This is a genomic window from Streptomyces sp. NPDC058239 (assembly GCF_042882185.1).
Taxonomy (GTDB): Bacteria; Actinomycetota; Actinomycetes; order Streptomycetales; family Streptomycetaceae; genus Streptomyces.
Window position 1 is genome coordinate 15,197 of the sequence record NZ_JBHVWS010000017.1, and the last position, 24,485, is coordinate 39,681.

Annotated in this window: 21 protein-coding genes; 17 read left to right on the forward strand and 4 right to left on the reverse strand. The window is 68.6% G+C overall.

Annotated elements, in window-relative coordinates:
* The first annotated feature begins 70 nt into the window (after positions 1-70).
* The 7 genes from ACFVYE_RS19740 (at position 71) to ACFVYE_RS19770 (ending at position 8,170) form a co-directional block, all read left to right on the forward strand.
* Positions 71-1,846: an ABC transporter substrate-binding protein gene (locus ACFVYE_RS19740; RefSeq protein WP_389606584.1), complete on the forward strand. Its 1,776-nt coding sequence runs from the start codon at positions 71-73 to the stop codon at positions 1,844-1,846.
* Between the two features lie 144 nt (positions 1,847-1,990).
* The gene (locus ACFVYE_RS19745; RefSeq protein WP_383966487.1) at positions 1,991-2,992 is read left to right on the forward strand and encodes an ABC transporter permease; all 1,002 of its coding nucleotides are present in this window, start codon (positions 1,991-1,993) and stop codon (positions 2,990-2,992) included.
* The gene (locus ACFVYE_RS19750) at positions 2,989-4,089 is read left to right on the forward strand and encodes an ABC transporter ATP-binding protein (RefSeq protein ID WP_329835414.1); all 1,101 of its coding nucleotides are present in this window, start codon (positions 2,989-2,991) and stop codon (positions 4,087-4,089) included. The genes ACFVYE_RS19745 and ACFVYE_RS19750 overlap by 4 nt, the downstream gene beginning before the upstream one ends.
* Before the next feature lie 35 nt (positions 4,090-4,124).
* The gene (locus ACFVYE_RS19755) at positions 4,125-5,309 is read left to right on the forward strand and encodes an ABC transporter ATP-binding protein (RefSeq protein ID WP_383966484.1); all 1,185 of its coding nucleotides are present in this window, start codon (positions 4,125-4,127) and stop codon (positions 5,307-5,309) included.
* A gap of 18 nt (positions 5,310-5,327) precedes the next feature.
* The gene (locus tag ACFVYE_RS19760; RefSeq protein WP_383966431.1) at positions 5,328-5,999 is read left to right on the forward strand and encodes a trimeric intracellular cation channel family protein; all 672 of its coding nucleotides are present in this window, start codon (positions 5,328-5,330) and stop codon (positions 5,997-5,999) included.
* Positions 6,000-6,219: 220 nt separating this feature from the next.
* On the forward strand, positions 6,220-7,086 hold the full coding sequence (locus ACFVYE_RS19765) for a thioesterase family protein (protein WP_389606587.1): 867 nt from the start codon (positions 6,220-6,222) through the stop codon (positions 7,084-7,086).
* A gap of 52 nt (positions 7,087-7,138) precedes the next feature.
* Positions 7,139-8,170 carry a helix-turn-helix transcriptional regulator gene (locus ACFVYE_RS19770; protein WP_389606589.1) on the forward strand — a complete coding sequence of 344 codons (1,032 nt, stop codon included), beginning with the start codon at positions 7,139-7,141 and terminating at the stop codon, positions 8,168-8,170.
* A gap of 15 nt (positions 8,171-8,185) precedes the next feature.
* On the opposite strand, the gene ACFVYE_RS19775 is transcribed toward ACFVYE_RS19770, so the two are convergent.
* Complete coding sequence (locus ACFVYE_RS19775; RefSeq protein ID WP_383966422.1) at positions 8,186-8,818, reverse strand: TetR family transcriptional regulator; 633 nt, start codon at positions 8,816-8,818, stop codon at positions 8,186-8,188.
* Between the two features lie 117 nt (positions 8,819-8,935).
* Here ACFVYE_RS19775 and ACFVYE_RS19780 point away from each other — a divergent pair, with 117 nt between their 5' ends.
* The 3 genes from ACFVYE_RS19780 to ACFVYE_RS19790 all read left to right on the forward strand — a co-directional run bounded on the left by ACFVYE_RS19780 (position 8,936) and on the right by ACFVYE_RS19790 (position 10,891).
* Positions 8,936-9,097, forward strand: coding sequence for a hypothetical protein (locus ACFVYE_RS19780; protein ID WP_382942338.1), 162 nt, complete (start codon positions 8,936-8,938; stop codon positions 9,095-9,097).
* A 61-nt stretch (positions 9,098-9,158) separates the two neighbouring features.
* Positions 9,159-9,539: a DUF4190 domain-containing protein gene (locus ACFVYE_RS19785; RefSeq protein ID WP_389606592.1), complete on the forward strand. Its 381-nt coding sequence runs from the start codon at positions 9,159-9,161 to the stop codon at positions 9,537-9,539.
* Positions 9,540-9,721: 182 nt separating this feature from the next.
* On the forward strand, positions 9,722-10,891 hold the full coding sequence (locus ACFVYE_RS19790) for a cysteine desulfurase family protein (protein ID WP_389606594.1): 1,170 nt from the start codon (positions 9,722-9,724) through the stop codon (positions 10,889-10,891).
* Between the two features lie 36 nt (positions 10,892-10,927).
* Here the strand turns inward: ACFVYE_RS19790 and ACFVYE_RS19795 are convergent, their stop codons facing one another.
* Positions 10,928-11,608: an N-acetylmuramoyl-L-alanine amidase gene (locus ACFVYE_RS19795; RefSeq protein WP_383966414.1), complete on the reverse strand. Its 681-nt coding sequence runs from the start codon at positions 11,606-11,608 to the stop codon at positions 10,928-10,930.
* A 61-nt stretch (positions 11,609-11,669) separates the two neighbouring features.
* Here ACFVYE_RS19795 and mnmA point away from each other — a divergent pair, with 61 nt between their 5' ends.
* The 5 genes from mnmA to ACFVYE_RS19820 all read left to right on the forward strand — a co-directional run bounded on the left by mnmA (position 11,670) and on the right by ACFVYE_RS19820 (position 18,912).
* A complete protein-coding gene (mnmA, locus tag ACFVYE_RS19800) occupies positions 11,670-12,800 on the forward strand; it encodes a tRNA 2-thiouridine(34) synthase MnmA (RefSeq protein ID WP_389606596.1) in 1,131 nt (376 codons plus the stop codon).
* Positions 12,801-12,911: 111 nt separating this feature from the next.
* The gene (locus ACFVYE_RS19805) at positions 12,912-14,180 is read left to right on the forward strand and encodes an ATP/GTP-binding protein (RefSeq protein ID WP_389606598.1); all 1,269 of its coding nucleotides are present in this window, start codon (positions 12,912-12,914) and stop codon (positions 14,178-14,180) included.
* The gene (locus tag ACFVYE_RS19810; protein WP_389606600.1) at positions 14,177-15,007 is read left to right on the forward strand and encodes an RloB family protein; all 831 of its coding nucleotides are present in this window, start codon (positions 14,177-14,179) and stop codon (positions 15,005-15,007) included. Before ACFVYE_RS19805 ends, ACFVYE_RS19810 begins: the two co-directional genes overlap by 4 nt.
* A 106-nt stretch (positions 15,008-15,113) precedes the next feature.
* Entirely contained in the window at positions 15,114-17,705 is a 2,592-nt protein-coding gene (locus ACFVYE_RS19815) for an N-6 DNA methylase (protein WP_389606602.1), read from the forward strand.
* Entirely contained in the window at positions 17,695-18,912 is a 1,218-nt protein-coding gene (locus ACFVYE_RS19820) for a restriction endonuclease subunit S (protein WP_389606604.1), read from the forward strand. Before ACFVYE_RS19815 ends, ACFVYE_RS19820 begins: the two co-directional genes overlap by 11 nt.
* A 39-nt stretch (positions 18,913-18,951) precedes the next feature.
* Here ACFVYE_RS19820 and ACFVYE_RS19825 read toward each other — a convergent pair whose 3' ends face one another.
* Together ACFVYE_RS19825 and ACFVYE_RS19830 are read right to left on the reverse strand one after the other, a co-directional pair.
* Complete coding sequence (locus tag ACFVYE_RS19825) at positions 18,952-19,152, reverse strand: DUF397 domain-containing protein (RefSeq protein WP_389606693.1); 201 nt, start codon at positions 19,150-19,152, stop codon at positions 18,952-18,954.
* A gap of 12 nt (positions 19,153-19,164) precedes the next feature.
* Positions 19,165-20,019, reverse strand: a complete 855-nt coding sequence (locus ACFVYE_RS19830) for a helix-turn-helix domain-containing protein (protein ID WP_389606606.1) — start codon at positions 20,017-20,019, stop codon at positions 19,165-19,167.
* A 299-nt stretch (positions 20,020-20,318) separates the two neighbouring features.
* On the opposite strand from ACFVYE_RS19830, the gene ACFVYE_RS19835 reads away from it, so the two are divergent.
* Positions 20,319-20,795: an ATP-binding protein gene (locus ACFVYE_RS19835; protein ID WP_389606608.1), complete on the forward strand. Its 477-nt coding sequence runs from the start codon at positions 20,319-20,321 to the stop codon at positions 20,793-20,795.
* Positions 20,796-20,926: 131 nt separating this feature from the next.
* Complete coding sequence (locus tag ACFVYE_RS19840; protein ID WP_389606610.1) at positions 20,927-24,481, forward strand: type I restriction endonuclease subunit R; 3,555 nt, start codon at positions 20,927-20,929, stop codon at positions 24,479-24,481.
* The last annotated feature ends 4 nt before the right edge of the window (positions 24,482-24,485 follow it).

Consider the following 24,485-nt stretch of genomic DNA (forward strand, 5'->3'; position numbering starts at 1 on the left):
TCAGGTGGCTCTTCCCATGGTTCTCCGGCAAGCAATGGCCTGGGACCGCGATCTCGGAGGTTGCGAGAAAATGTCCACAGTTACCTCGAAACGACGGCTCACCGCTGGTGCGGCCCTCGTGGTCGCGGCGCTGATGACCACCACGGCGTGCGGCGGCGGCGACGACGGCGGCAGCGGCGACAGCAAGGCGAAGGGCGCCGGCTTCAACGCCGCGTTCAACAAGGTCGCCAACGCGTCCACCAAGAAGGGTGGAACGCTGAAGATGGTCGGCAAGCAGGACCTCGACTCCGCCGACCCCCAGCGTGCCTACTACGGCATGGCCTGGGACTTCATGCGCTTCTACACCCGCCAGCTGGTCACGTACGACACCAAGCCGGGCGCCGCCTCCACCAAGCTGGTCGGCGACCTCGCCACCGGCCCCGGTGTGATCTCGGACGGCGGCAAGACGTACACGTACAAGCTGCGTCCCGGCATCACCTGGGAGGACGGCTCCAAGCTGACGTCCAAGGACGTCAAGTACGGCATCGAGCGCATCTGGGCGACGGACACCATCACCGGTGGCCCGCAGTACCTGAAGCAGACGCTGGACCCCAAGGGCGAGTACAAGGGCCCCTACAAGGACTCGTCCGCGGACAAGCTCGGCCTGAAGGCGATCGAGACGCCCGACGACAGCACCGTCATCTTCAAGCTGCCCAAGCCCAACGGTGACTTCGAGCAGTTCCTCGCCATGCCGTCCGGCACGCCCGTGAAGGCCTCGAAGGACACCAAGGCGAAGTACACCCAGCGGCCGTTCTCCTCGGGCCCATACAAGTTCGAGTCGTACAAGCCGGGCAAGAGCATCGTGCTCGTCCGCAACGACAAGTGGCAGAAGTCCTCGGACCCGGTGCGCGCCGCGCTGCCGGACAAGGTCACCGTGACGATCTCCGCCAACCTGGAGGAGAACGACAAGAAGCTGATGGAGGGCGACTACGACGTCGACCTCAACGGCACCGGCATGACCCAGTCGGGCCGCGTCACCGCCGTCTCGGACCACAAGGACAGCGTCGACAACATGCTGACGTCCTTCGTCCGCTACGTCGCGCTCGTCCACACGACGAAGCCGCTGGACGACGTCCACTGCCGCAAGGCCGTCTTCTACGCCACGGACTTCGCCAGCCTTCAGCAGACCCGTGGTGGCGAGATCGCCGGTGGCGAGATCGCCAACAGCACGCTTCCGACCTCCATCAAGGGTCACAGCGACTACGACCCGTACGGCGTCCTCGCCCGCAAGGGCAAGCCGGACGAGGCCAAGGCCAAGGAAGAGCTGAAGGCGTGCGGCCAGCCGAACGGCTTCTCCACCAAGCTCACCGCCCGTAACAACAACCCGGGCGAGGTCGACACCGCCGAGGCGCTCCAGGAGCAGCTCGGCAAGGTCGGCATCAAGATCGAGGTCGACCCGATCGACGGCGCCGAGTCGTCCAGCATCACCGGTTCGCCCTCCGTCGTGAAGAAGCGCGGCTACGGCATGACGATGAGCGGCTGGGGCCCGGACTTCCCGTCCGGCCAGGGCTTCGGTCAGCCGCTGTGGGACAGCCGGTTCCTCTCGGAGACCGGTAACTACAACGAGTCGCAGATCAAGGACCCGCAGATCGACAAGCTCTTCGACGACGCGATCGCGGAGACCGACGCGGAGAAGGCCGGCGAGATCTACAAGGCTCTCGACAAGCGGATCCTCGACCAGGCCGACTGGATGCCCTTCATCTACGAGAAGAACATCACCTGGCGCGGCAACCGACTGACCAACGTCTACATGTCCGACGCCTACAGCGGCCGTTACGACTACGTCTCGCTCGGCGTCGTCAAGTAGTCGCTGTAGTCAACAGCATTTGCAGTCAACCCGGTTGACTGCCCCACCGCCGCCGAAACCCGCCAGTCCGAAGGGCAGGTGATGGCCGTGGCGACGGCCGGGAGCCCCCACAAGGGGTTCCCGGCCACCGCCGGGCCGCGCACAGTGCTTGCTTATCTCATCCGGCGCCTGTTCGCCGTAGTCATCATGGTGCTCGTCGTACTGCTCGCGACCTTCACCATCTTCTTCATGCTGCCCAAGTGGGCGGGTCAGGACGTCGCCGTCCTCTTCGCCGGCAAGGCCACCGGTGCCGAGCAGCTCGCGGGCATCCGGATCAAACTGGGTCTCGACGACCCCCTTCTCGTCCAGTTCTGGGACTTCGTCAAGGGCATCCCGATGGGGCGCGACTACGCGAACGGTGACGACATCACCCACTGCGCCGCTCCCTGCTTCGGCTACTCCTTCCGCACGGAGGTACCGGTCTGGACCACCCTCAAGGACGCCCTGCCCGTCACCGGTGCGCTCGCCGCCGGTGCCTGCGTCCTGTGGCTCCTCGGCGGTGTCGCCACCGGTGTCGTGTCCGCGCTCCGGCGCGGCAGCATCTGGGACCGTGCCGCGATGACCACCGCCCTCGCCGGCGTCTCCCTGCCGATCTTCTTCACCGGCATGGTCGCGATGGGCCTCTTCGTGCACAACCTCGGCTGGGTGCACATCGCCGACAACCTCTCCACGGACGACGGCATCGGCACCTGGTTCCAGACACTGATCCTGCCGTGGATCGTGCTCGCCTTCCTGAACGCCGCGATGTATGCCCGGCTCACCAGAGCCACCATGCTCGAAGTGCTCGGCGAGGACTACATCCGCACCGCCCGCGCCAAGGGGCTGGGCGAGGGCAGCGTCATCACCCGGCACGCCCTGCGTTCCGCGATGACGCCGATCCTCACCGTCTTCGGTCTCGACATCGGCGTGCTCCTCGGTGGAGCCGTCCTCACCGAGTCCACGTTCAACCTGCCGGGGCTCGGGCTCGCGGCGGTCCAGGCCATCAGCAACAAGGACCTGCCCGTGATTCTCGGCGTCACATTGTTCGCGGCTCTCGCGATCGCCGTCGCCAACCTCGTCGTCGACATTCTGTACGCCGTCATCGACCCGCGAGTGAGGCTGGGATGACCGAACTGCACAAGAGCGGTGCCGCGCTGGGCGAACCTGCCCCGGCCGGCTCGCCCGCTCCCACCGCCTTCCTCGAAGTGCGCGACCTCAAGGTGCACTTCCCGACCGATGACGGTCTGGTCAAGTCCGTCGACGGGCTCAACTTCCAGCTGGAGAAGGGCAAGACCCTCGGCATCGTCGGCGAGTCCGGCTCCGGCAAGTCCGTCACGTCGCTGGGCATCATGGGCCTGCACACCGCGGGCCAGTACGGAAAGCGCAAGGCACAGGTCTCCGGAGAGATCTGGCTGGACGGCAAGGAACTGCTGTCGGCGGACCCGGACGAGGTGCGCAAGCTGCGTGGCCGCGACATGGCCATGATCTTCCAGGACCCGCTGTCCGCGCTGCACCCGTACTACACGATCGGCAAGCAGATCGTGGAGGCGTACCGGGTCCATCACGACGTGGACAAGAAGACCGCCCGCAGGCGCGCGATCGAGATGCTCGACCGGGTCGGCATCCCGCAGCCCGACAAGCGCGTCGACAGCTACCCGCACGAGTTCTCCGGCGGGATGCGCCAGCGCGCGATGATCGCCATGTCGCTGGTCAACAACCCCGAGCTGCTGATCGCCGACGAGCCGACGACCGCGCTGGACGTGACCGTCCAGGCGCAGATCCTCGACCTGATCCGGGACCTGCAGAAGGAGTTCGGCTCCGCGGTCATCATCATCACCCACGACCTGGGCGTCGTGGCCGAGCTCGCCGACGACATCCTGGTGATGTACGGCGGGCGCTGCGTGGAGCGCGGACCGGCCGAGAAGGTGTTCTACGAGCCCCGGCACCCCTACACCTGGGGTCTGCTGGGCTCGATGCCGCGCCTCGACCGCGACCAGACCGACCGGCTCATCCCGGTCAAGGGTTCCCCGCCGTCGCTCATCAACATCCCGTCGGGCTGCGCCTTCAACCCGCGCTGCCCGTACGCGGATGTGCCCAAGGACGACGTGACCCGCACCGTACGGCCCGAGCTGCAGGAGGTCGGCAGCCGGCACTGGGCGGCCTGCCACATGTCGCAGGAGCAGCGGGAGCGTATCTGGACCGAAGAGATTGCGCCCAAGCTGTGAGCGAGGACAAGGCCGTGACGAGCGAGGACAAGGGCGTGGACGTTCCGGCGCAGAGGTCCGCCGGGAGCGGCGCGGCGGTCAAGGACGCAGCCTCCCGCGAGGTGCTGCTCAAGGTGACCGGGCTGCAGAAGCACTTCCCCCTCAAGAAGGGGCTGCTGCAGCGCAGTGCCGGTGCCGTGAAGGCCGTCGACGGGATCGACTTCGAGGTGCGCTCGGGCGAGACCCTGGGCGTCGTCGGGGAGTCCGGCTGCGGAAAGTCGACGATGGGCCGGCTGATCACCCGGCTGCTCGAACCCACCGCGGGGAACATCGAGTTCGAGGGGAGGGACATCACGCACCTCGGCGTCGGCGCAATGCGCCCGATGCGCCGCGACATGCAGATGATCTTCCAGGACCCGTACTCCTCGCTGAACCCCCGGCACACGATCGGCACGATCGTGGGTGCACCCTTCAAGCTGCAGGGCGTCACGCCCGAGGGCGGCGTCAAGAAGGAGGTGCAGCGGCTGCTGGAGGTCGTGGGCCTCAACCCCGAGCACTACAACCGCTACCCGCACGAGTTCTCCGGCGGTCAGCGCCAGCGCATCGGGATCGCCCGCGCGCTCGCGCTCAACCCCAAGCTGGTCGTGGCGGACGAGCCGGTGTCGGCGCTGGACGTCTCGATCCAGGCGCAGGTCGTGAACCTGCTGGACGACCTGCAGACCGAGCTCGGCCTGACGTACGTGATCATCGCCCATGACCTCTCGGTCGTACGGCACGTGTCGGACCGGATCGCGGTGATGTACCTCGGCAAGATCGTGGAGCTGGCGGACCGCGAGTCGCTCTACAAGGCACCGATGCACCCGTACACCAAGGCGCTGCTCTCGGCGGTCCCGATCCCGGACCCGAAGCGCCGCTCGGCCAAGAGTGAGCGCATCCTGCTGAAGGGCGACGTGCCGTCGCCGATCTCGCCGCCCAGCGGCTGCCGCTTCCACACCCGGTGCTGGAAGGCGACGGAGATCTGCAAGACGCAGGAACCGCCGCTGGTCGCGCTGAAGACCGGGCACCAGGTGGCCTGCCACCACCCGGAGAACGCGCCCGACCAGGCGCCCGGCGAGACGGTGACGGCGGCGGCGCGCGAGGCGATCGAGATCGTCAAGGTGCAGAAGCCGGAGGCCGACGAGACCGCCGCGGATGACGGCTCCGCATCGTCCGATACGCAGGAGGACAGCCCGAAGGAGTAGTACCGGCACAATTGCCCGGTGCTCAACGAACTGTTCACGCCCTCCGTCCAGCATGCGCTCGACATCGTCGGAATCTTCGTCTTCGCGATTTCCGGCGCTCTGCTCGCCGTACGCAAGAACTTCGATGTCTTCGGCATCGCGGTACTCGCCGAGGTGACCGCGCTGGGCGGGGGGCTGTTCCGTGACATCATCATCGGCGCGGTCCCGCCCGCGGCGTTCACGGATCTCGGCTACTTCACCACCCCGCTCCTCGCCGCGGGCCTGGTGTTCTTCCTGCATCCGCACGTCGAACGGATCCAGGTGGGCGTCAATGTCTTCGACGCGGCCGGCCTCGGGCTGTTCTGCGTCACGGGCACGGTCAAGGCGTACGACTACGGCCTCGGCCTCACCGCGTCGGCGGCCCTGGGGCTGGCCACCGCGGTCGGCGGCGGTGTGCTGCGCGACGTGCTGGCCAACGAGGTGCCTTCGCTGCTGCGCTGGGACCGGGACCTGTACGCGGTACCCGCGATGGTCGGCGCCACCATGATCGTGCTGTGCATCCGCTTCGACGCGCTCAACGCGTTCACCAGCGGCACCGCGGTCATCATGGCCTTCGTGCTGCGGCTGCTGGCGATGCGCTACCACTGGCGGGCCCCGCGCGCCTACAACCGGCGGTCGGCGACGGCCGAGGAGGGCCCCGCGGCCACCTGACGCGACTTCGCTCCCGCCCGGGGCCGGGGCGGGCGCGAAGTCCCGTACGCATGTCGCGGGATCGTCAGCAGCCACCCCGTCAAGCGCGACCCGGTGTGCGAGGGACGCCGAGGCAGGGCTTCGCGAGGTGAGCCGGGAAAGGGCTGCGCACCGTGCACCGACATCTTCCGGGCATCTAAAAGCTACCGCTTAGTAATACAATCGGTGTACGGTGCATCGCATGGCACAGGCAGCAGCGCAGGCGGCGCAGACCGCTCAGGCGACCATCGGGAACAGCGAGTTCGACCGCGACACCACGGTCACCCTTCGTGAGGGCGGCGTCTATGACGCCGAACTCTCCGCTGGATGGACGATCCTCGGGGCCGTCAACGGCGGCTATCTGCTGGCCATGCTCGGCCGCGCACTCGGCGAGGCTCTCCCGCACCCGGACCCCTTCTCGGTTTCCGCGCACTACCTCACCGCATCCGTCCCGGGCCCCGCGGTGATCCGGACCCAGATCGTCCGCTCCGGCCGTACTCTCTCGACCGGCCAGGCATCTCTCTTCCAGTTCGCGCAGGACGGCACCGAGATCGAGCGCATCCGCGTCCTCGGCACCTACGGCGACCTGGACACACTGTCCGACGAGGTCCGGACATCGGCGAAGCCGCCGGCCATCCCACCGCTGGAGCACTGCCTCGGCCCGGCCGACGGCCCTGCCCCGATCCCCGGCGGCTCCGCCATCACCGAGCGGCTCGACATCAAGATCGACCCGGCGACGGTCGGCTGGGCCGTCGGTGCCCCGTCCGGCAAGGGTGAGATGCGCGGCTGGTTCGGTCTCGCGGACGGCCGCGACGCCGATCCGCTCTCGCTGCTGCTCGCCGTCGACGCGCTGCCGCCCACCTCGTTCGAGCTGGGCCTCAAGGGCTGGACGCCGACCATCGAACTCACCACCCACATCCGGTGCCGCCCCGCCCCCGGCCCGCTGCGCGTCTCCATCACCACCCGCAACCTCGCGGGCGGCTTCCTGGAGGAGGACGCGGACGTCTGGGACAGTGCGGACCGGCTGGTGGCCCAGTCCCGCCAACTGGCGCGGGCACCGCGCGCATAGCCGGACGGGAGCGGCGGGGCGGGCGCGGAGGGTCAGGGGGGAAGCTGGTGGCGTGAAATCCGACCGGCTGCTCTCGATCCTCCTGCTGCTCCAGACCCGCGGCCTCGTGCCCGCCACCGAGCTCGCCGAGCGCCTCGAAGTCTCCGTACGCACCATCTACCGCGACATCGAGGCGCTCTCCGCCTCCGGCGTCCCCGTCTACGCCGAGCGGGGGCGGCACGGCGGTATCGCGCTGCTGCCGGGATTCCGTACGGACGTCACCGGGCTCACCGCCGACGAGGCGCGTGCCCTCTTCGTCCTCGCCGCCCAGGGCGCCCATGCCGCGCTCGGCCTCGACGCGGCGCTCGGGTCCGCGCTGCGCAAGGTGATGGCGGCCCTGCCCGCACCGCACCGGCCCGCCGCCGAGCTGACCAGCAGAAGGATCCTGGTCGACCCGGTGCGCTGGATGAGCGGCCCGCAACCGGTCGTCGATGTCGCCGAACTGCACGACGCCGTGTTCGCCGACCGACGGTTGCGGCTGAGCTACCGGCACAGCGGCACTCAGACCCCACGCACCTACACCGTCGATCCGTACGGCCTCGTCGTGAAAGCGGGCGTCTGGTACCTGATCGCGGACCGCGGCGGGGTGCCCCAACTCTTCAGGGCGGACCGGGTGCAGCGGGCCACCCTCACCGACGATGCGGTCGTGCGCCGGCCCGGGGTGGAGCCGGTGGACCTGTGGAACGCGCTGCGCAAGCAGGTCGAGGAGCGATCGGGTGGCGTACGGCTGTTGGTTCGCGTGCACCGTTCCCGGCTCGATCTGTTCGTACGCATCCACGCCGGGGTGCTGACCGGGGAACCGTGGCCCGAGGGGCAGGGGGAGCGGGTGCGGCCCGAGGGGCAAGGGGAGCGGGCGTCGGGCGAGGGGCAAGGGGATTGGGTGCGGGCCGAGTTGGCCGTGGACTCGGTGGAATGGGCCCGCTCCCTGCTCTCCTTCGGCCCGAACCTCGAAGTGCTCTCGCCGCCGCAGGCGCGGACCGTTCTCGCCCGTCACGCGGCGGCGGTCGTGGCGCTGTACGGGGAGGCGGGTGCGCAGGGCGGGTGAGGCTTTGCGGACTCCCTAGTGGCCGTCCGCGCCGTCCAGCCAATGCTGTCTGCCGAGGGTGACCAGTCTCAACCGGCGGCGGGCCACCCCGGCCACCTGCTGTTCGCCGTCCGGACCCGCATCCAGCAGCGCCGAGGCCGTGATCACCATGTGGTCGACGTAGAGGCCGCCCAGCATCAGCAGATCCTCGTGGCTCCAGCCCCGGGACTGCGGTTCCTCGGCGAGCGCCGCCGCCACCTCCTCGGCGAATTGCCGCAGTTGGGCCGCTATGGCCTCGCGTACCGGGCTCACGCCGCCGTGCTGCTCACGGGCGATGAAGCGGAAGTGGGCGGGCTGTTCGCGGACATGACGTGCTATCAGTTCGACGCTGCGGTCCAGTCGTTCCTCGCTGTCGCCGGTCTCGGCGAGCGTCGCACCGATCATTCCGTGCAGGCTGTCCAGCGTCTCCTCGACGAGCGCCACGCCGAGGGCGGCGGTGTCGTCGAAGTGCCGGTAGAAGGCGGTGGGCGTGAGGCCCGCGGCCCGGGTCACCTCGCGCAGCCCCAGGCTGCTGAGGCTCTGGTGCTCCAGGAGTCCGAGCGCGGCATCCAGCAGTGTCTGGCGGGTTCTCAACTTCTGGGTCTGGCGGATGCCGGCGGTGTGACTCATGCCATTCAGTAAACAACTGTTCTCCGGGGTGGGGAAGGGGGGTCCGGGTCTAGACTGACAAGTCAGTGAACAGTCGTACTCTCAAAGGTTCGTGGAGAGCTCGCAGAAAGGCTGAACATGATCGTCCTCGTCGCCGCACTGCTCCTGCTCGGGGTCGTGCTCGGAGCGGTGGTCCAGATTCCGCTCCCGCTGTCCCTCGCGCTCGCCGCCGTGATCGGCTGCTGGCTGCTGATCTTCGCCGTGCGGGAGCGGATGGGTGCGCAGCGCAGATCCCAGTGACCGCCGGTCCGATTGCAGTCCCGATCACCGTTGTGACCATCGATCCGAAGGAGCCCGCACCATGACACTCACCGCATCCGTCCGCCGCCCCGACGCGGAGGCCGGCACCGACGCCGAGACGAACGCCGGGGCCGGCGACAGGACCACCGGCGAGACCGGTACGGAGGCCGACGCCGGAACCCGGCCCGAGAGCCGCTGGGACCGCAGCCGGGACGCCGACGGACTGGCCGTCGCCTCCTTCGTGCTCGGGCTCATCGGCCTGCTGGTGATGAACCTCCTGCTAGGCCCTGCCGCCATCGTCATGGCGATCATCGCCCTGGCCCGTTCCACCTCCCGTCGCGGCCGCGCCTGCCTCGGACTCGCCCTCGGCGTCGCCGACCTCGTGGTGCTGGCCTTCCTGGTCACCGGCACCGGCACCGTCTCCTGGAACTTCGCCGGCTGACCGAGCCGCACGCGAGCGTCCCGCACGAACGGCCCGCACCGGCGGTCTCCGCCGACGCCGTCCCTGACCGGATCGGGCTCCGGATCGGGGCGCGCGACCGAGTGCCGTGCCCGGTGCGCGGGGGCCGGACTGCGATGCGCCCGGCATACGCCCCGCCGCAGGCTCGTAGAATCGAGCCCACCATGGCTTACCTCGACCACGCCGCGACCACGCCGATGCTTCCGGAGGCGATCGCGGCGATGACCGCCCAGCTCGCCGTCACCGGTAACGCGTCCTCATTGCACGCCGCCGGGCGCCGGGCCCGCCGTACCGTCGAGGAGTCGAGAGAGACCCTCGCCGATGCCCTCGGCGCACGTCCCAGCGAGGTGGTCTTCACCTCCGGAGGCACCGAGGCCGACAACCTCGCGGTGAAGGGCCTGTACTGGGCCCGCCGCGCTGCCGACCCCCACCGCACCCGGGTGCTGGCCAGCCCCGTCGAGCACCACGCGGTGCTGGACGCCGTCGACTGGCTCGCCGAGCACGAGGGCGCGAACGTCGAATACCTCCCCGTCGACCCGTACGGACGCGTCCACCCGGACGCACTGCGCGAGGCGATCCTCCGCAACCCCGACGATGTCGCGCTGGTCACCGTGATGTGGGCCAACAACGAGATCGGCACGATCATGCCGGTGCGTGAACTGACGGAGGTGGCCCGTGAGTTCGACGTACCGATGCACGCCGACGCGGTGCAGGCGTTCGGGCAGCTGGAAGTCGACTTCGCCCGGTCCGGGCTTGCCGCGATGACGGTCAGCGCGCACAAGATCGGCGGACCGTTCGGCATCGGCGCGCTGCTGCTCGGCCGCGAGTACACCCCCGTACCCGTGCTCCACGGCGGCGGACAGGAGCGGCACGTCCGCTCGGGCACCCTCGATGTGCCCGCCATCGCCGCCTTCGCCGTCGCGGGGCGGCTGGCCGCCGACGGGCGCGAGGAGTTCGCCCACGAGATCGGCGGACTCCGCGACGACCTGGTCGCGGCCGTGCTGGCAGCCGCCCCCGACGCCGTCCTCGGCGGCGACCCGGCGCCGGGCGGCCGGCTCCCCGCCAACGCCCACTTCACCTTCCCCGGCTGCGAGGGCGACTCCCTGCTCCTGCTGCTGGACGCCCAGGGCATCGAATGCTCCACCGGCTCCGCGTGCACCGCGGGGATCGCCCAGCCGAGCCACGTACTGCTGGCCACCGGCACCGACCCGGACCTGGCCCGCGGCACCCTGCGCTTCTCGCTCGGTCACACATCCACCAAGCAGGACGTCGACGAGGTGGCCCGCGCCATCGGCCCGGCGGTGGAACGGGCGCGGACGGCGGGACTCAGCTGAGATCGAGCCCGCCCGGCGATCGGGCGGGCCTCGTGGTCACCGCGCGCCCGCCGCCCGGACGAGCTTCAGATACCGGTCCCAGTCCCAGTGCTTCCCCGGATCGGTGTGGTCGGTGCCCGGCACCTCCACATGCCCGATGATGTGCTCGCGGTCGACCGGCATGCCGTACCGCCGGCATATCGCCGCCGTCAGCCGCGCCGACGCCCCGTACATCGCCGCCGTGAAGTCCTGCGGACGGTCCACGAACCCCTCGTGCTCGATGCCGACACTGCGTTCGTTGTACGACCTGTTCCCCGCGTGGAACGCCACATCCAGCTCACGGATCATCTGCGTCACATGGCCGTCCTTGCGCACCACATAGTGTGCCGCCGCCCCGTGTCCCGGGTCCTGGAATACCTTCACCGCGCCCCGGTAGCTGCCCTGGGTGACATGGATGACGACCCGGTCGACCGGGTAGTCGGCGGGGCGGTCGGCCCGCCGCCAGTTCGCCGGGGACGCCGATATCCATTCGGCCCGCGCGTAGTCCACCTCGCCCGGCGTCCGGGGCTTGTCCACCCCCGGCAGCCGCCACCAGGCATGCTCCAGCTTCTCCCGCGCCAGCACGGCCGTACCCACGGCCGTGACGGCAGCGCCGATCAGCAGTCCGCGCCGACTGATGCCGTGCCCGGACTTCGCCCCCGCGGAGCCCTTGGCGCCCGCCGTCCCCTTGGTCCCCATGTGATCGACAACGCTTGTCCGTGAGCGTTCGGTTCCCGGCGCCCCGTACTCTGGTGGAGCTATGACTGAGACTTCCCAGCGCCCCCTCCGTGTGCTCGCCGCCATGTCGGGCGGTGTCGACTCCGCCGTCGCCGCGGCCCGCGCCGCCGAGGCGGGCCACGACGTGACCGGTGTGCACCTCGCCCTCTCCGCGAACCCGCAGTCCTTCCGTACCGGAGCGCGCGGCTGTTGCACGATCGAGGACTCCCGCGACGCGCGCCGCGCCGCGGATGTCATCGGCATCCCGTTCTACGTCTGGGACCTGGCGGAACGCTTCCGCGAGGATGTCGTGGACGACTTCATCGCCGAGTACGAGGCCGGGCGCACCCCCAACCCGTGTCTGCGCTGCAACGAGAAGATCAAGTTCGCCGCGCTGCTCGACAAGGCCCTCGCCCTCGGCTTCGACGCAGTGTGCACCGGCCACTACGCCACCGTCGTACTGAACGAGGACGGCAGCCGCGAGCTGCACCGCGCCTCCGACATGGCCAAGGACCAGTCGTACGTCCTCGGCGTCCTGGACGAGAAGCAGCTCGCCCACGCGATGTTCCCGCTCGGCGACACCCTCACCACCAAGGACGAGATCCGCGCCGAGGCCGAGCGCCGGGGCCTCGCCGTCGCCAAGAAGCCCGACAGCCACGACATCTGCTTCATCGCCGACGGCGACACCCAGGGCTTCCTGGCGAGCCGGCTCGGCACGGCCGAGGGCGACATCGTCGACGAGTCGGGTACGAAGGTCGGCACCCACGAGGGTGCCTTCGGCTTCACCATCGGCCAGCGCAAGGGCCTGCGCATCGGCCATCCCGCTCCCGACGGCAAGCCGCGCTATGTCCTGGACATCTCCCCGGTGAACAACACGGTGACGGTCGGCCCGGTCGAGTCCCTCGACGTCACCGCGCTCACCGCCATCAAGCCCCGCTGGTGCGGCACGGCCCCGGCCGGCCCCGGTGCGTACACCGCCCAGCTCCGCGCCCACGGCGGCGAGACCGAGGTGACGGCGGAACTGGTCGACGGGACGCTGAACGTCTCGTTCACCGAGCCGGTACGGGGCGTGGCCCCCGGCCAGGCGGTCGTCCTGTACGACGGCACCCGCGTGGTCGGCTCGGCGACGATCGCGACGACGGTGCGCCGGGAGACGGCGGCGGCTGCCAACTGACCCATGGGGCTGGCACGGCCCCGGCGGCCGTCATAGGCTGCACCTGCGGATAGTCCGCAGGTGGTGTACGTACGACGGGGTCAGCCTCCCCGTCCTGTCGGGAGGCAGAGGGTGCTGCTGCGTTTCCGGGTGGCCAATCACCGCTCGATCCGCGATGAGTGCGAGCTGTCGCTCATCGGCTCGGAACCCGGTGACGGCAACGCCCGCGTGACCGGGCTCCGCCACGAAGGGCACGACGTGTCTGCTCTGCCGGTGCTGGGCATCTTTGGCTCCAACGCTGCCGGCAAGAGCAATATGCTCAGTGCGCTGTCCGACATGCGTCATGCGGTCCGAACATCGTTCGCCGACTGGACGAAGTCGCCCGGTGTGCCCCGCGCGCCCTTCAAGCTCGACCCCGCGTGTGCGGAGGAGACCAGCCTGTACGAGGTCGACCTCTCCCTCGGCCGCAGCGGCACCCGCTTCACCTACGGCTTCGAGCTCTCGGACGAGCGCGTCGAGGCCGAATGGCTGCACGCCTACCCCGGGGGCAAGCGGGAGACCTGGTTCGACCGGGAAGCGGGCCGTCCCGATGCGGAGGGCGGGGAGTTCGTCTTCGAGGGCGAGGGTTTCAAGGGGAATCGCGAACTCCTGGAGTCCGTCACCCGCGACGACGCCCTGTTCCTGTCCACCGCCGCCACGCTGAACGACCCCCAACTCTCCGCCCTGCACCGGTGGTTCCTGGACAACCTGTGGCTGGTGACACCCGGTGAGGATGTCGGGCACCGCACCAGGTGGACTCTGGATCTCATCGAGCAGAACGCGAAGGACGGGTACCGCGAGCGAGTCCTGCACCTGCTGGCCGCCGCCGACCTCGGTGTCACCGGCATGGACATCGACCCGGAGACCGGGGCGGTCAGACTGCGGCACCGTACGGCGGATGGAACCGATACCCCGCTGGACTTCCTCACCGAGGAGTCTTTCGGCACACACGCCTGGTTCGCCTTCCTCGGGCCGATGTTCGCAGTGCTCGACAAGGGGGCGGTGCTGCTCGTGGACGAGCTGGACTCCTCCTTGCACCCGACGCTGGCGGCGGAGGTCGTACGGATCTTCCAGGACCCGAAGGCCAACCCGCGCAACGCTCAGCTGATCTTCACCACGCACGACGCCACCCTCCTCGGCAGCGAAGTGCTGGACCGCCCGCTCGCCCGCGAACAGGTCTGGATCGCGGCCAAGGACCGGTCGGGTGCGACGGAGGTCTATCCGCTGACCGCCGCCCACCCGAAGGACGGCGAGAACCTGGAGCGTGGCTATCTGCGCGGGCGCTACGGCGGAGTGCCCCGAGTCAGCGCGGGGGAGATCGCCCGCGAACTGTCCTGGCAGGAGGAGAAGGCAACAGCGTGAGTACGCGGGGTGGGCAGCAGGGACAGCACGGTAGCCAGGGGCAGGCGGACGAGCCGCCCCGGCGGAAGCGCAAGAGCCGCAAGGGCGAGGAGAAGCCTCTCGTGGCCCCCGCGCCACCGCCTCCGGCCGATACGCGGGCGCAACGGGTGCTGTATGTCGGCTGCGAGGGCGAGTCCACCGAGCCGGACTACCTCAACTACCTGAACGAACGATTCGGGGACGGCAGCCTCACCGGCGGACGACGGTTCCGGATCCAGCCGGTGTACGCCAAGAACGGACTGACCCCGGCCAGGGTGGTCGCCCAGGTTCAGGCCAAGGCAGAGGAGGACGAGGCCTGGGCCCTCTTCGACCGGGATCAGCACCACGACATCCCCGAGGCCCTGCGCCTGGCGGCCGAGCAGGGCACCGAGGTCTGCTTCTCGCACCCCTCGTTCGACCTGTGGCTGCTGCTCCATTTCCAGGCGTTCGGTGGCAAGCGCAGCGGCAGCAGCGAACACGTGGTGGACACGCTGCGGCAGGCGGACCCGGCCTTCAAGAACTTCGACAAACGGAACGACAAGAGCGTCAAGGACGGGCGTCGCGCGGCGTTGACGAAGAAGGAGTCCGCCGCCGTCAGCCATGCGCGGAGCCTGGTCGCCCAGTGCGAGCATGGCGCATGCAAGGCAAAGTCCACCCGGAAGGACCGCTACCAGTGGGAAGGCGCTCCGGAGCGCCCCGATCCACTGATCCCGCACTCGGGCCACGCCGTAGACTGCCCGGTCCTCGACCGTGACCCGTCCACCGATGTCTGGCGGCTGCTGGTGAGTCTCGAAATCGTGGACGCCTGATCAACGGGGGCAGCCCGATCCGGCCGATCGTCATCACAGGGTCCCGGGGACGCCTAAACTTCCATGGCATCCCGATCTCCTCACCGTACGTACGAAGGAATGGCGCGTGGCCAGAATCACCCTGCCCGAGCTCGAACGGCACCTGTATTCGGCCGCCGACATCCTGCGCGGACGGATGGACGCCTCCGAGTACCGGGACTACATCTTCGGGATGCTCTTCCTGAAGCGCGCCTCGGACGAGTTCCAGCCCGAGTGGGACCGGGTGTACCGCGAGGCCCTGGAGCGTACGAAGGACGAGACGAAGGCGCTGCGGCGGGCCAACGACAAGGACTCGTACACCCAGGTCTTCTACGTGCCGCCCCGGGCACGCTGGTGGAAGGGCCCCCACCTGGACCTGGAGGACCCGGAGAACCCCGCGCCCGGCATCCAGACCCTCACCAGCCGGGTTGGCGAGCGGCTCGACCAGGCGATGGTGGCCCTCAGCGAGGGCAACGACCGGCTCGCCGGCGTCACCACGCACATCAGCTTCAACGAGATCGTCGGCACGAAGCCCCGCTTCACCGATGCCGAACTGGCCCAGCTGATCCGCCACTTCACGCTTTACCGGCTGCGCAACGAGGACTTCGAGTTCCCCGACATGCTGGGCGCGGCTTATGAGTTCCTGCTGGGGGAGTTCGCCGACTCGGCCGGGCAGAAGGGCGGGGAGTTCTACACCCCGCGCGCTGTCGTCCGCATGATGGTCCGGCTCGTCGACCCGAAGGCCGAGGAGTCCGTCTACGACCCGTGCGCCGGCTCCGGCGGCATGCTGATCGCGGCCCGTGAGCACGTGGAGGAGCACGGCGAAGACCCGACGCACCTCTCGGTCAACGGCCAGGACAAGAACGGCCCCTCCTGGTCCATGGCCAGCATGAACATGGTGCTGCACGGCATCCGGGAGTTCGACCTCCAGCACGGTGACACCCTCACCGAACCGCTGCACTTCCAGCCGGGCACCACGCAACTGCGCCGGTTCACCAAGGTCCTCTCCAACCCGCCGTTCTCCCTGAACTATGACGCCTCCCTGGTCGCCGAGGCCGACAAGAACCACGGGAAGCGGATGAAGCACTGGGCACCGGAGGGCGGCAAGAAGGCCGACCTCATGTTCGTCCAGCACATGGTGGCCGTGCTGGAGGAGCGGGGCGTCGCCGCGATCGTCATGCCGCACGGGGTGCTGTTCCGGGGCGGCAAGGAACGTGACATCCGCGAGCAGCTCCTCAAGGACGACTGCATCGAGGCGGTCATCGGCCTCGGCCCGAACCTGTTCTACGGGACGGGCATCCCGGCCTGTGTGCTGGTGCTCCGCCGCCCGCATCGCAAGCACAGGGACCGGGCGGGCAAGGTCCTGTTCATCAACGCCGACCGGGACTTCACGGCGGGCCGGAACCAGAACGAACTCCGCCCGGAGCACGTCGAGAAGATCGTCACCACGTACCAGCAGTGGCGCCAGATCCCCCGGTACTCGCGTGAGGTCGAGGTCGAGGACCTGCAGGCTGCCGAGGCCAATCTCAACATCCGCCGCTGGGTGGACAACTCGCCGCCCGCCGAACCCCAGGACGTACGGGCGCACCTGTACGGCGGCGTTCCGGTGACCGAGGTAGCGGACCGGGCCGAGCTGTTCCGCTCGTTCGGCGTGGACGCGACGGAACTGTTCGCCGTGCGGGACGACGACCCGGACTACTACGACTTCCTGCCGGAGGGCCCCGACGCGACGGCGGCCCGCATCCCGTGGCTGGCGGAGAAGAGGAAGTCGGAGCTGGACGAGGTGTACGCCACGTGGTGGAAGGCCCACGCGCCGCTCTTCGCGGGGCTGGCGGCCGACCGTGAGCTGATGAAGCTGCGGAGCGGGCTCCTGGACTCGTTCAAGCGGGACATCGGCGCCGTCGGCGTGATCGACGAGTTCACCACGGCCGGCATCATCGCCGACTGGTGGTCCATCAACCGCTACGACATGAAGGCGCTGGCGGCGGGCGGCTTCGAGCGGGTGCTGACCGGCTGGGTCGACTCGGTCGAGGCGATTGTCGAGCCCGTGATCCCCGACGACGACACCACTACCCGCAAGACGACGGTCACGGCAACCGACCGCCGCCGCGCCATGGACCAGCCGGTCGTGCGCGTGCTGATCCCGGAGTTCCTCGACGCGGTGGCGACGGCGGATACGGCGGTCACCGAGGCCGACGTTGCGTACAAGACGGCGCTGGAGGCGCTGGCTGAGGCGAAGGGGCCGGAGCCGGCGGACGGCGACGAGGACGCGGAGGGTGCGGACGGCGTTGAGCCGGAGGAGGACGCCGCTCCGGTGGCCTCGCCGGAGGAGATCGCCGCGCTGACCCGTGATGCTGCGGCCCGCAAGAAGGCCCTGGCGGCGGCCAGGAAGAAGCGAAAGGCTCAGGACGAGGTGTTCCTGCGCCAGCTGCGGGCCGCGCGGGACGTGGTGAAGGACGCGGAGGAGGGCGGCCCGGAGCGGGTGGTGCTGGAGGTGCTGGACGGGGACCTGTCCGGCCGCCTGGACTCGGCTACGGCTGGGCGGAGGCGCGAGCTGGTGGCGGCGTTCCGGAACTGGGTGGAGAAGTACGCGGTGTCGCTGACTGACTTGGAGTCGGAGAGTGGCGAGGCTGCTGGCGAGCTGGGGAAGTGGCTGGAGGAGCTGGGCTATGCGCGCTGACACTGAGCGGGTCGGGGCGGCCTGGCCGGCTTGTTGGCGTCGTCTGCGGTTGGCAGACGCGGGGCGATGGCTGTCAGGTGGGACCCCGAGTACGTCGAACGATGCGTACTGGGGCGGAGAAATTCCCTGGATCAGCGGTGCAAGTATGAAGAACTTTCATGTCAGCGACTCTCCGCGTCGCCTGTCCATGCTGGGAGCGAAGAACGGTTCTCGTCTGGTCGAACCCGGCGCAACGCTCTTTGTTGTGCGAGGGATGAGCCTCAAATCGGAGTTCAGGATTGGCGTTGCCGAGCGGCAGGTGGCATTCGGGCAGGATGTCAAAGCCTTGATCCCCGGTGAGGGGATTGATCCTTACTTCCTCGCGTACGCGATCCGGGTCCGGACCCCGGAAATCCTGGGCATGGTTGAAGAGACCAGCCATGGAACGGGTCGGTTGGACACCGCTCGCCTCAAGGAACTGGAAATCGGTGTCCCGCCGATGGACGAACAGCGCCGGATCGTCGCCGTGCATGCTGCCTTCGAGCGGCGGATCGGTGCGTGGGAGCGGATGTTGGCAAAGCTCAAGGACGTCAGCGACTCATTTGCTGCCCGGGCAATGGCTGCAGCCCCAGGGGTGGTGCCTCTTGGAACGTGGCTTCAATGCATCGAGGCAGGTAAGAGTCCGCTGGCCGAGGACACCCCGGCTGGAGATAGGCAATGGGGCGTACTCAAGGTGAGTGCGGTACAACCTGGTTGGTTCAAGGAGACGGAGAATAAAGTCATCCATGAATCCAACTTGATCAATCCGCAATACGAAGTCCGGGCTGGCGACTTGATCATGACGCGAGCGAACACCGAGCAGCTGGTCGGTTTGGCGTGCATCGCTCGAACCCCTCCTCCGCGCCTGATGCTGAGCGATAAGACTCTCAGGCTCGTCCCGGATCAGTCAGTCGCTGACGTGCAGTTCATGGAGCTGGCGCTGCTGAACCCTGCGGTCCGCAAGCAGATCAGAGCGATGGCGACAGGAACGAGCGGCAGCATGAAGAACATCGGACAAGAAGCGGTGCGGCAACTGCTGGTACCAGACGTGCCTAAGGAGGACCAGAAGCAGGTTGTTGCGGTGGTTTCAGCCAGCCGCAAGCGCGCTGAGAGCGTGATGAAGCAGATTGAGAAGACGCGCATTGTCCAGCAGGCCGTGGCCGAAGAGGTGCTTGGAGGCGCAGTGTGAGCGCCAACGGCTGAGTGCAAACGAAGTCGGCCTGCGGTGTTACACGAACGGAGGAGTGGGGCCGTCCACCTTGAGCCCCCGTGCGAGTGCCCCCAACGCAGTCCGACTCGTCACCAGGAGGGCAGCCGGGCTATCGCTCTCGCGGATCGCAACCCGCTCGTGCTCCACCGCGGCGACCTCAACGCAGTTGTTCCCCCCTGCGTCGGAGAACGACGACTTCACCCAGTGCAGGTCGGACATGTGAGACACCTCTTACAGCTCCTTGGTGACGGAGTGGATAAAGCCCCTGGACTCGGAAGGAGTCAACGCCACCTTCTCGACCAAGTCCAGCTTGGTGCGGAAGTTGGCCAGCTGCGTGGGGGAGTCGATGAACACCGCCCCGGTCGGTGAGTCCATCTGCACTGTGTCCAGATGGTGATTGGGGGCCTCCGCGTACAGGACAGAGGAGTCGCCGAGGAGTGGGTAACCGCCCGCCGTGAACGGGATGACCTGAAGCGTTACGTTGGCGCGCTCGCCGGCATCCAACAGGTGCAGCAGTTGGGCGCGTGCAGCGCTGCGGCCTCCGAGCTGCATCCTGATTGCGGCTTCGTGGATCACGCCGGAGTACGGGATCCCCTGATCCCTCATGATCACGGACTGGCGGGCCATGCGGTGCGCCACCCGTAGTTCGACTTCGAGGCGGGGTAGCGACGGGACGAAGAGTTCGAAGATGGCGCGTGCGTGGTCTTCTGTGTGGAACAGACCGGGCAGATGCGCAGTCTGGACCGTGCGCAGGCGAACGGCGTAGTTCTCCAGGGCTGACACGTCCAGAAAGCCTGGCGGGATCTTGCCTCGGTACTCCTCCCACCAGCCCGTCCTGCGTCCGCCTGTCAGTCCCGCCAGTGCGTCGATCAGATCTGGTTCGTCGCATTCGTAGATGCTGCCCAGGCGCCGCAGGCGCTCCTCGCTGATACCGAACCGCCCAGCCTCCACATTGGAGATGACCGTCCGATCGGTCCCCAATAGGCCCGCGGCCTCTGGGGCCGTCATGCCGGCTGCTTCTCGGAGCCGCCGCAACTCGATGCCGAATCGGCGCTGAAGGATGGTGGGGGCATGTCGTGGTGCCATGTGTCGTCCTCGTTCCCTGCTGGGCCCGCGCACAGTGTTTCCGGCGGAAACGTCACGGTCCACCGAAACCGGGAAGTTAACCCTTCGGAGTGACTTGGTAGCACTGTTATGAGTTCGACCTCTACTCTCTGACGAGCGCCACTCGCTCACCGTTACTGATGGAAGCGCACCGATCCACCCTGCCCACCCGGGAGGCAGGCCAGGACCGGCATTGCCACCGTCACTCGCGGCGGAACAACCGCAACCACCCCTGGCGCAAGTCCACTTCAGCCCACTCGCACGCACCCCAGGAGGTGCCCGTGAGGATCGAGCCCACCCCCTACGCCCCGTACGACACCCCGTACGCACTCCACCCCGCCCCCATCCCCTTCGCCGAACCCTGGAGCTACGAACTCGTCTTCCCCCGCGACCCGCGAGGGCCCCGCATCGCCCGTACCACTCTCCGGGCCGTCCTCGGGGCGCATGAGCTGGCCGAACTCAGCTATCGCGCCGAGCTGTTGACCTCCGAACTGACCACCAACTCCGTGCGGCATGCCCAGGGCCCCGCCGGTGTACGGCTCCAGTGGCGGCACCCGGTGCTCAGAGTCAGCGTGTGGGACCTGAGCCCGGATCTGCCCAAGCCCTACAGGCCGGCCGTCGGCCCGGAGGCCGAAGCGGGGCGGGGCATGGCCATCCTCGAACTCGTCGCCGACCGCTGGGGCGGATGTGCCATAGGGGAAGGAGAGTTGGGCTCGGGCGGCAAGACCATCTGGTTCGAGCTGGCGCTCACCGGCTGACCGCCGACCCTGCTCTGCTGCCCTGTCCTGCCCTCCGCCCTGGCCGATCCGGTGCCCGCCGGTAGAGTTCCGCGTACACCCATACGGGTGCGGGTGGGACGTACGGTGACGGGCGCGCGGGGAGACCAGGCATGGGGCAGCCGGAGTACGACAAGACCGAGAAGCCGCTGACCAGGCAGCTGACCGCCATGGGGTGGACGCACCTCGAAGGCGGCCCACCACACGGCATGGTCGCCGAGCCAGGCCCTTCCGGGCGGACGAGCTTCGAGCAGGTCGTCTACGCACAACGGTTCCGGGACGCAGTGGCCCGGATCAACCCTGGCCCCCATGGCAAGACCTGGCTGTCCGACGCCCAGCTGAATCACCTCCTCGCCCGGGTCCAGGGCACGGCGCCGGGATTCGGAAGCCCGGGACGGGGTGTCGCGGGCAACCTGGACGTGACCGAGCTTCTGCGTACGGGGATCCACTCCCGGACCGTTCCCGGCTGGACCAAGGGCAAGCCGGAACACATCAAACTCGTCGACTGGGACGGTGAGTTCGAGAACGGCAACGACTTTCTCGCTGTTTCGCAGTTCCGGGTGGAACGCAAGAACGCCGAGCCCGTCGTCCCGGACATCGTCCTGTTCGTCAACGGTCTGCCCTGGGTCGTCATCGAGTGCAAGGCACCCTTGGTGTCCGCCCGGCAGGAACAGCGCGCGGCGCTGGACGCGGCCGTCGAGCAGGTCATCGGCTACGCCGGCGTGGACGCACCGAAGCCCGTCGCGGAGTTCGTACGCTTCGCCCAGGTGCTGATCGGAACGGACCGGGACCATGCCGAACTCGGCACCGTCACCGCCGACTCGCCGCGCTTCGCGCCCTGGCGGACCACCCTGCCCGCCACCGAGGAACAGGTGCGCGAGGAGACCGGCAGGAGCAGCGGCACCGCGTTGAGCGACCAGGACATCCTGGTGGCCGGTGTGCTGAGACCGACACATCTGCTCTCCTTGGTCCGGGACTTCACCACTCAGGCCGGGAGCGGCTCGCGCACCGTCAAGATCATCGGCCGCTACCCGCAGTTCAAGGCCGTGCACAAACTGGCCCAGCGCCTGCTGGAACGGCGCAGGAAGATCGACGCCGGTGAGCCGGTCGACCAGCGGGGCGGAGTCGTCTGGCACACCCAGGGCTCCGGGAAGAGCCTCACCATGGCCTTCCTCGTACGCCATCTCCGCAGCACACCCCGTCTCAAGGAACACAAGGTCGTCGTGGTGACGGACCGGCTCGACCTGGAGAAGCAGATCCGGGGGAGCCTCGCCGCGAGCAACCAGAAGATCTACCGGGCGTCCAGCGTGCCGCAGGCGCGCAGCTACCTTGCGGTGGACGTGCCCGACCTCGTACTCGTCACCCTGCAGAAGGCGCGCAGGGACGACACGGAGGATGACGGCCGGGAGGAGAAGCTTCCCGACGGCGACGACGACGGCCACCTGTACAACAGCGCCGAGAACACGAGCTCCGAGATCGTCGTCCTGATCGACGAGGCCCACCGGGGACAGGACCGCTGGCAGCACGCGCGACTGCGCGCCATGCTGCCGAACGCCATGATGGTCGGCTTCACCGGAACCCCGATCCTCAGCGACAACCGGAAGACCACCGAGGACATCTTCGGCCCCTTCGCCGACCTCTACACCCTGCGCGACGCCGAGCGGGACGGTGCCGTGGTTCCGGTGCGTTACGAGGCTTACAGCGTTCCGCTGGAAGTGATCGAAAAGGCGGCGCTGGACGCCGAGTTCGACGAGAAGGTGCCTGCCGACCCCAAGGAGCGCGAGCGCGTCCTGGAGAAGTTCGCGCGGCGCAAGGAGATCCTCGAAGCGCCCTCCGTGATCGAGGCGAAGGCCGACTACATGCTGCGGCACTGGGCGATGAGCGCCCTACCCGACCGCTTCGGCGCCCAGCTCGCAGCCGTTTCCCGGCTTGCGGCGGTCCGCTACCGGGACGCTCTCATCGCGGCGCGAGACCGGCTGGTGGAGCGGATCGACGCCCTCGACCCGGAACTCGTCCACGATCCGATGGCAGCCTTCGAGGCCGAAGGGGAGGAACGTGAGCTGCTGGACCTGGTCGCTCACCGGGACCTGCTCAGGTCCATCGAGGCCGCCGTGGTGATCTCCGAGGCCCAGCCGAACAGTGGGCGCAAGGACCCCGAGGTATGGAAGTGCTGGACCTCGAAGTCCCTGCAGGACGACTACATCGAGCGCTTCCAGAAGGGTATCGGCGACCCGCTCGCCGCTGCCGACGACCCCGCGTGGAAAGTGTCCGCCCACGGGACCTCGGCGTCCGGACTGGGCACGCCCGGCGGAACGGGGGAGGTCTGGCACCTGGACGGGCAACAGTCGGACCCGCCGGTGGCCGAGCAGGAGGAACCGGGCGAGGCGCCCATGGCCTTCCTGGTCGTGCAGTCGATGCTGCTCACCGGCTTCGACGCCCCCGTCGAGCAGGTGCTCTACCTCGACCGCGCGCTGTCGGGCGCCGGGCTGCTCCAGGCAGTCGCCCGTACCAACCGCCCGTACCGGTCGAAGCGTTGGGGGCAGGTCGTCGACTTCATCGGGATCGGCCCGGAACTCGCCCGCTCGCTCGGGGAGTACGAAAAGGCGCACCTGCGCGAGCTGTACGGCTACGACACGTCCGTCGACCACCTCGACAAGAAGACGTTCACGGGCGACCAGCCGGTCCGGGACCGTCTGCTGCTCCAGGCCGATGCCGCGGCCGACGCCCTGCTCGCAGATCTGCGTGCCAGCGTCTCCGAATTCCTGGACCGGGTGGGCATCACCTCACTCAAGGTGGAGGAACAGCGAGAGGACCTGCTGGCCGCGCTTGAGGACCCGCTGTTGCGCGCCGATTTCGACGAGCTCGCACGTGACTTCCTCACCGCCCTCAACGCCGTACTGCCACGACCTGAGGCCTTGAAGTACGAGGCGTTCGCCCGTCTGCTCGGCGAGGTCCAGTACCTGGCTCGCCGCCGCTACCTCGACGGGCGCGACGACTTCAGCCCGCGCCGCTACGGTGCCAAGATCCGGCAGCTGATGGCGCGGCACCTGAAGGTGACAAAGATCGAGCAGCGGGTTCCGCCCGTCGACCTCACGGCCGCGGACTTCATGGAGCGGGTCAACGCCAACAGCGACCCGCGTGCCCGGGTCTCCTACATGACCGGTTCAGTCAAGGTACGCATCGCGGCGGAGATCGGCTCCGACCGGGCCCGCTACACCCGCTTCAGCCGACGTCTCGACGAGATCGTGCAGCAGATGCAGGACGACTTCGAGAAGGCCGCCGCCGAGCTCACCCAGCTGGTCGGCGACATGAACACGAACGAGGCCGAGGACACCGGTGCCGGCAGCGGACTCGACCCGTTGACCGAGCGGCCGGTCCACGGACTGCTCGTACAGGAGCTGCAGGAAGGTGCACTGACCCCGCCGGGTGCCGACCTGATGGCAGCCGCCCGTGCCCTCACCGTGGAGATCGCCGGGCATGTGCGCTCACCGGACATCGTGCACCTGACGGACACCAGGGACCGGGTCCGCAAGCAGCTTCGTGTCAGTCTGGAGACGCACGTCTTCCTGGACTGGGAGGACACCGGCCCGCTCGCCGGGCTCCTGGTGGAACTGGCCGTCGAGCGCCGTGACGACTTCCTGCGGTACGGGGAGCGGAACGGGCGCTGAGCGA

Bases quoted from the DNA above. Each gene is read 5' to 3' on its own strand.
- ACFVYE_RS19765 (WP_389606587.1), top strand. From the start codon at position 6,220: ATGGCACAGGCAGCAGCGCAGGCGGCGCAGACCGCTCAGGCGACCATC.
- ACFVYE_RS19775 (WP_383966422.1), bottom strand. From the start codon at position 8,818: ATGAGTCACACCGCCGGCATCCGCCAGACCCAGAAGTTGAGAACCCGC.
- ACFVYE_RS19795 (WP_383966414.1), bottom strand. From the start codon at position 11,608: ATGGGGACCAAGGGGACGGCGGGCGCCAAGGGCTCCGCGGGGGCGAAG.
- ACFVYE_RS19780 (WP_382942338.1), top strand. From the start codon at position 8,936: ATGATCGTCCTCGTCGCCGCACTGCTCCTGCTCGGGGTCGTGCTCGGA.
- mnmA (WP_389606596.1), top strand. From the start codon at position 11,670: ATGACTGAGACTTCCCAGCGCCCCCTCCGTGTGCTCGCCGCCATGTCG.
- ACFVYE_RS19750 (WP_329835414.1), top strand. From the start codon at position 2,989: ATGACCGAACTGCACAAGAGCGGTGCCGCGCTGGGCGAACCTGCCCCG.
- ACFVYE_RS19840 (WP_389606610.1), top strand. From the start codon at position 20,927: ATGGGGCAGCCGGAGTACGACAAGACCGAGAAGCCGCTGACCAGGCAG.
- ACFVYE_RS19790 (WP_389606594.1), top strand. From the start codon at position 9,722: ATGGCTTACCTCGACCACGCCGCGACCACGCCGATGCTTCCGGAGGCG.
- ACFVYE_RS19785 (WP_389606592.1), top strand. From the start codon at position 9,159: ATGACACTCACCGCATCCGTCCGCCGCCCCGACGCGGAGGCCGGCACC.
- ACFVYE_RS19820 (WP_389606604.1), top strand. From the start codon at position 17,695: ATGCGCGCTGACACTGAGCGGGTCGGGGCGGCCTGGCCGGCTTGTTGG.
- ACFVYE_RS19830 (WP_389606606.1), bottom strand. From the start codon at position 20,019: ATGGCACCACGACATGCCCCCACCATCCTTCAGCGCCGATTCGGCATC.
- ACFVYE_RS19825 (WP_389606693.1), bottom strand. From the start codon at position 19,152: ATGTCCGACCTGCACTGGGTGAAGTCGTCGTTCTCCGACGCAGGGGGG.
- ACFVYE_RS19740 (WP_389606584.1), top strand. From the start codon at position 71: ATGTCCACAGTTACCTCGAAACGACGGCTCACCGCTGGTGCGGCCCTC.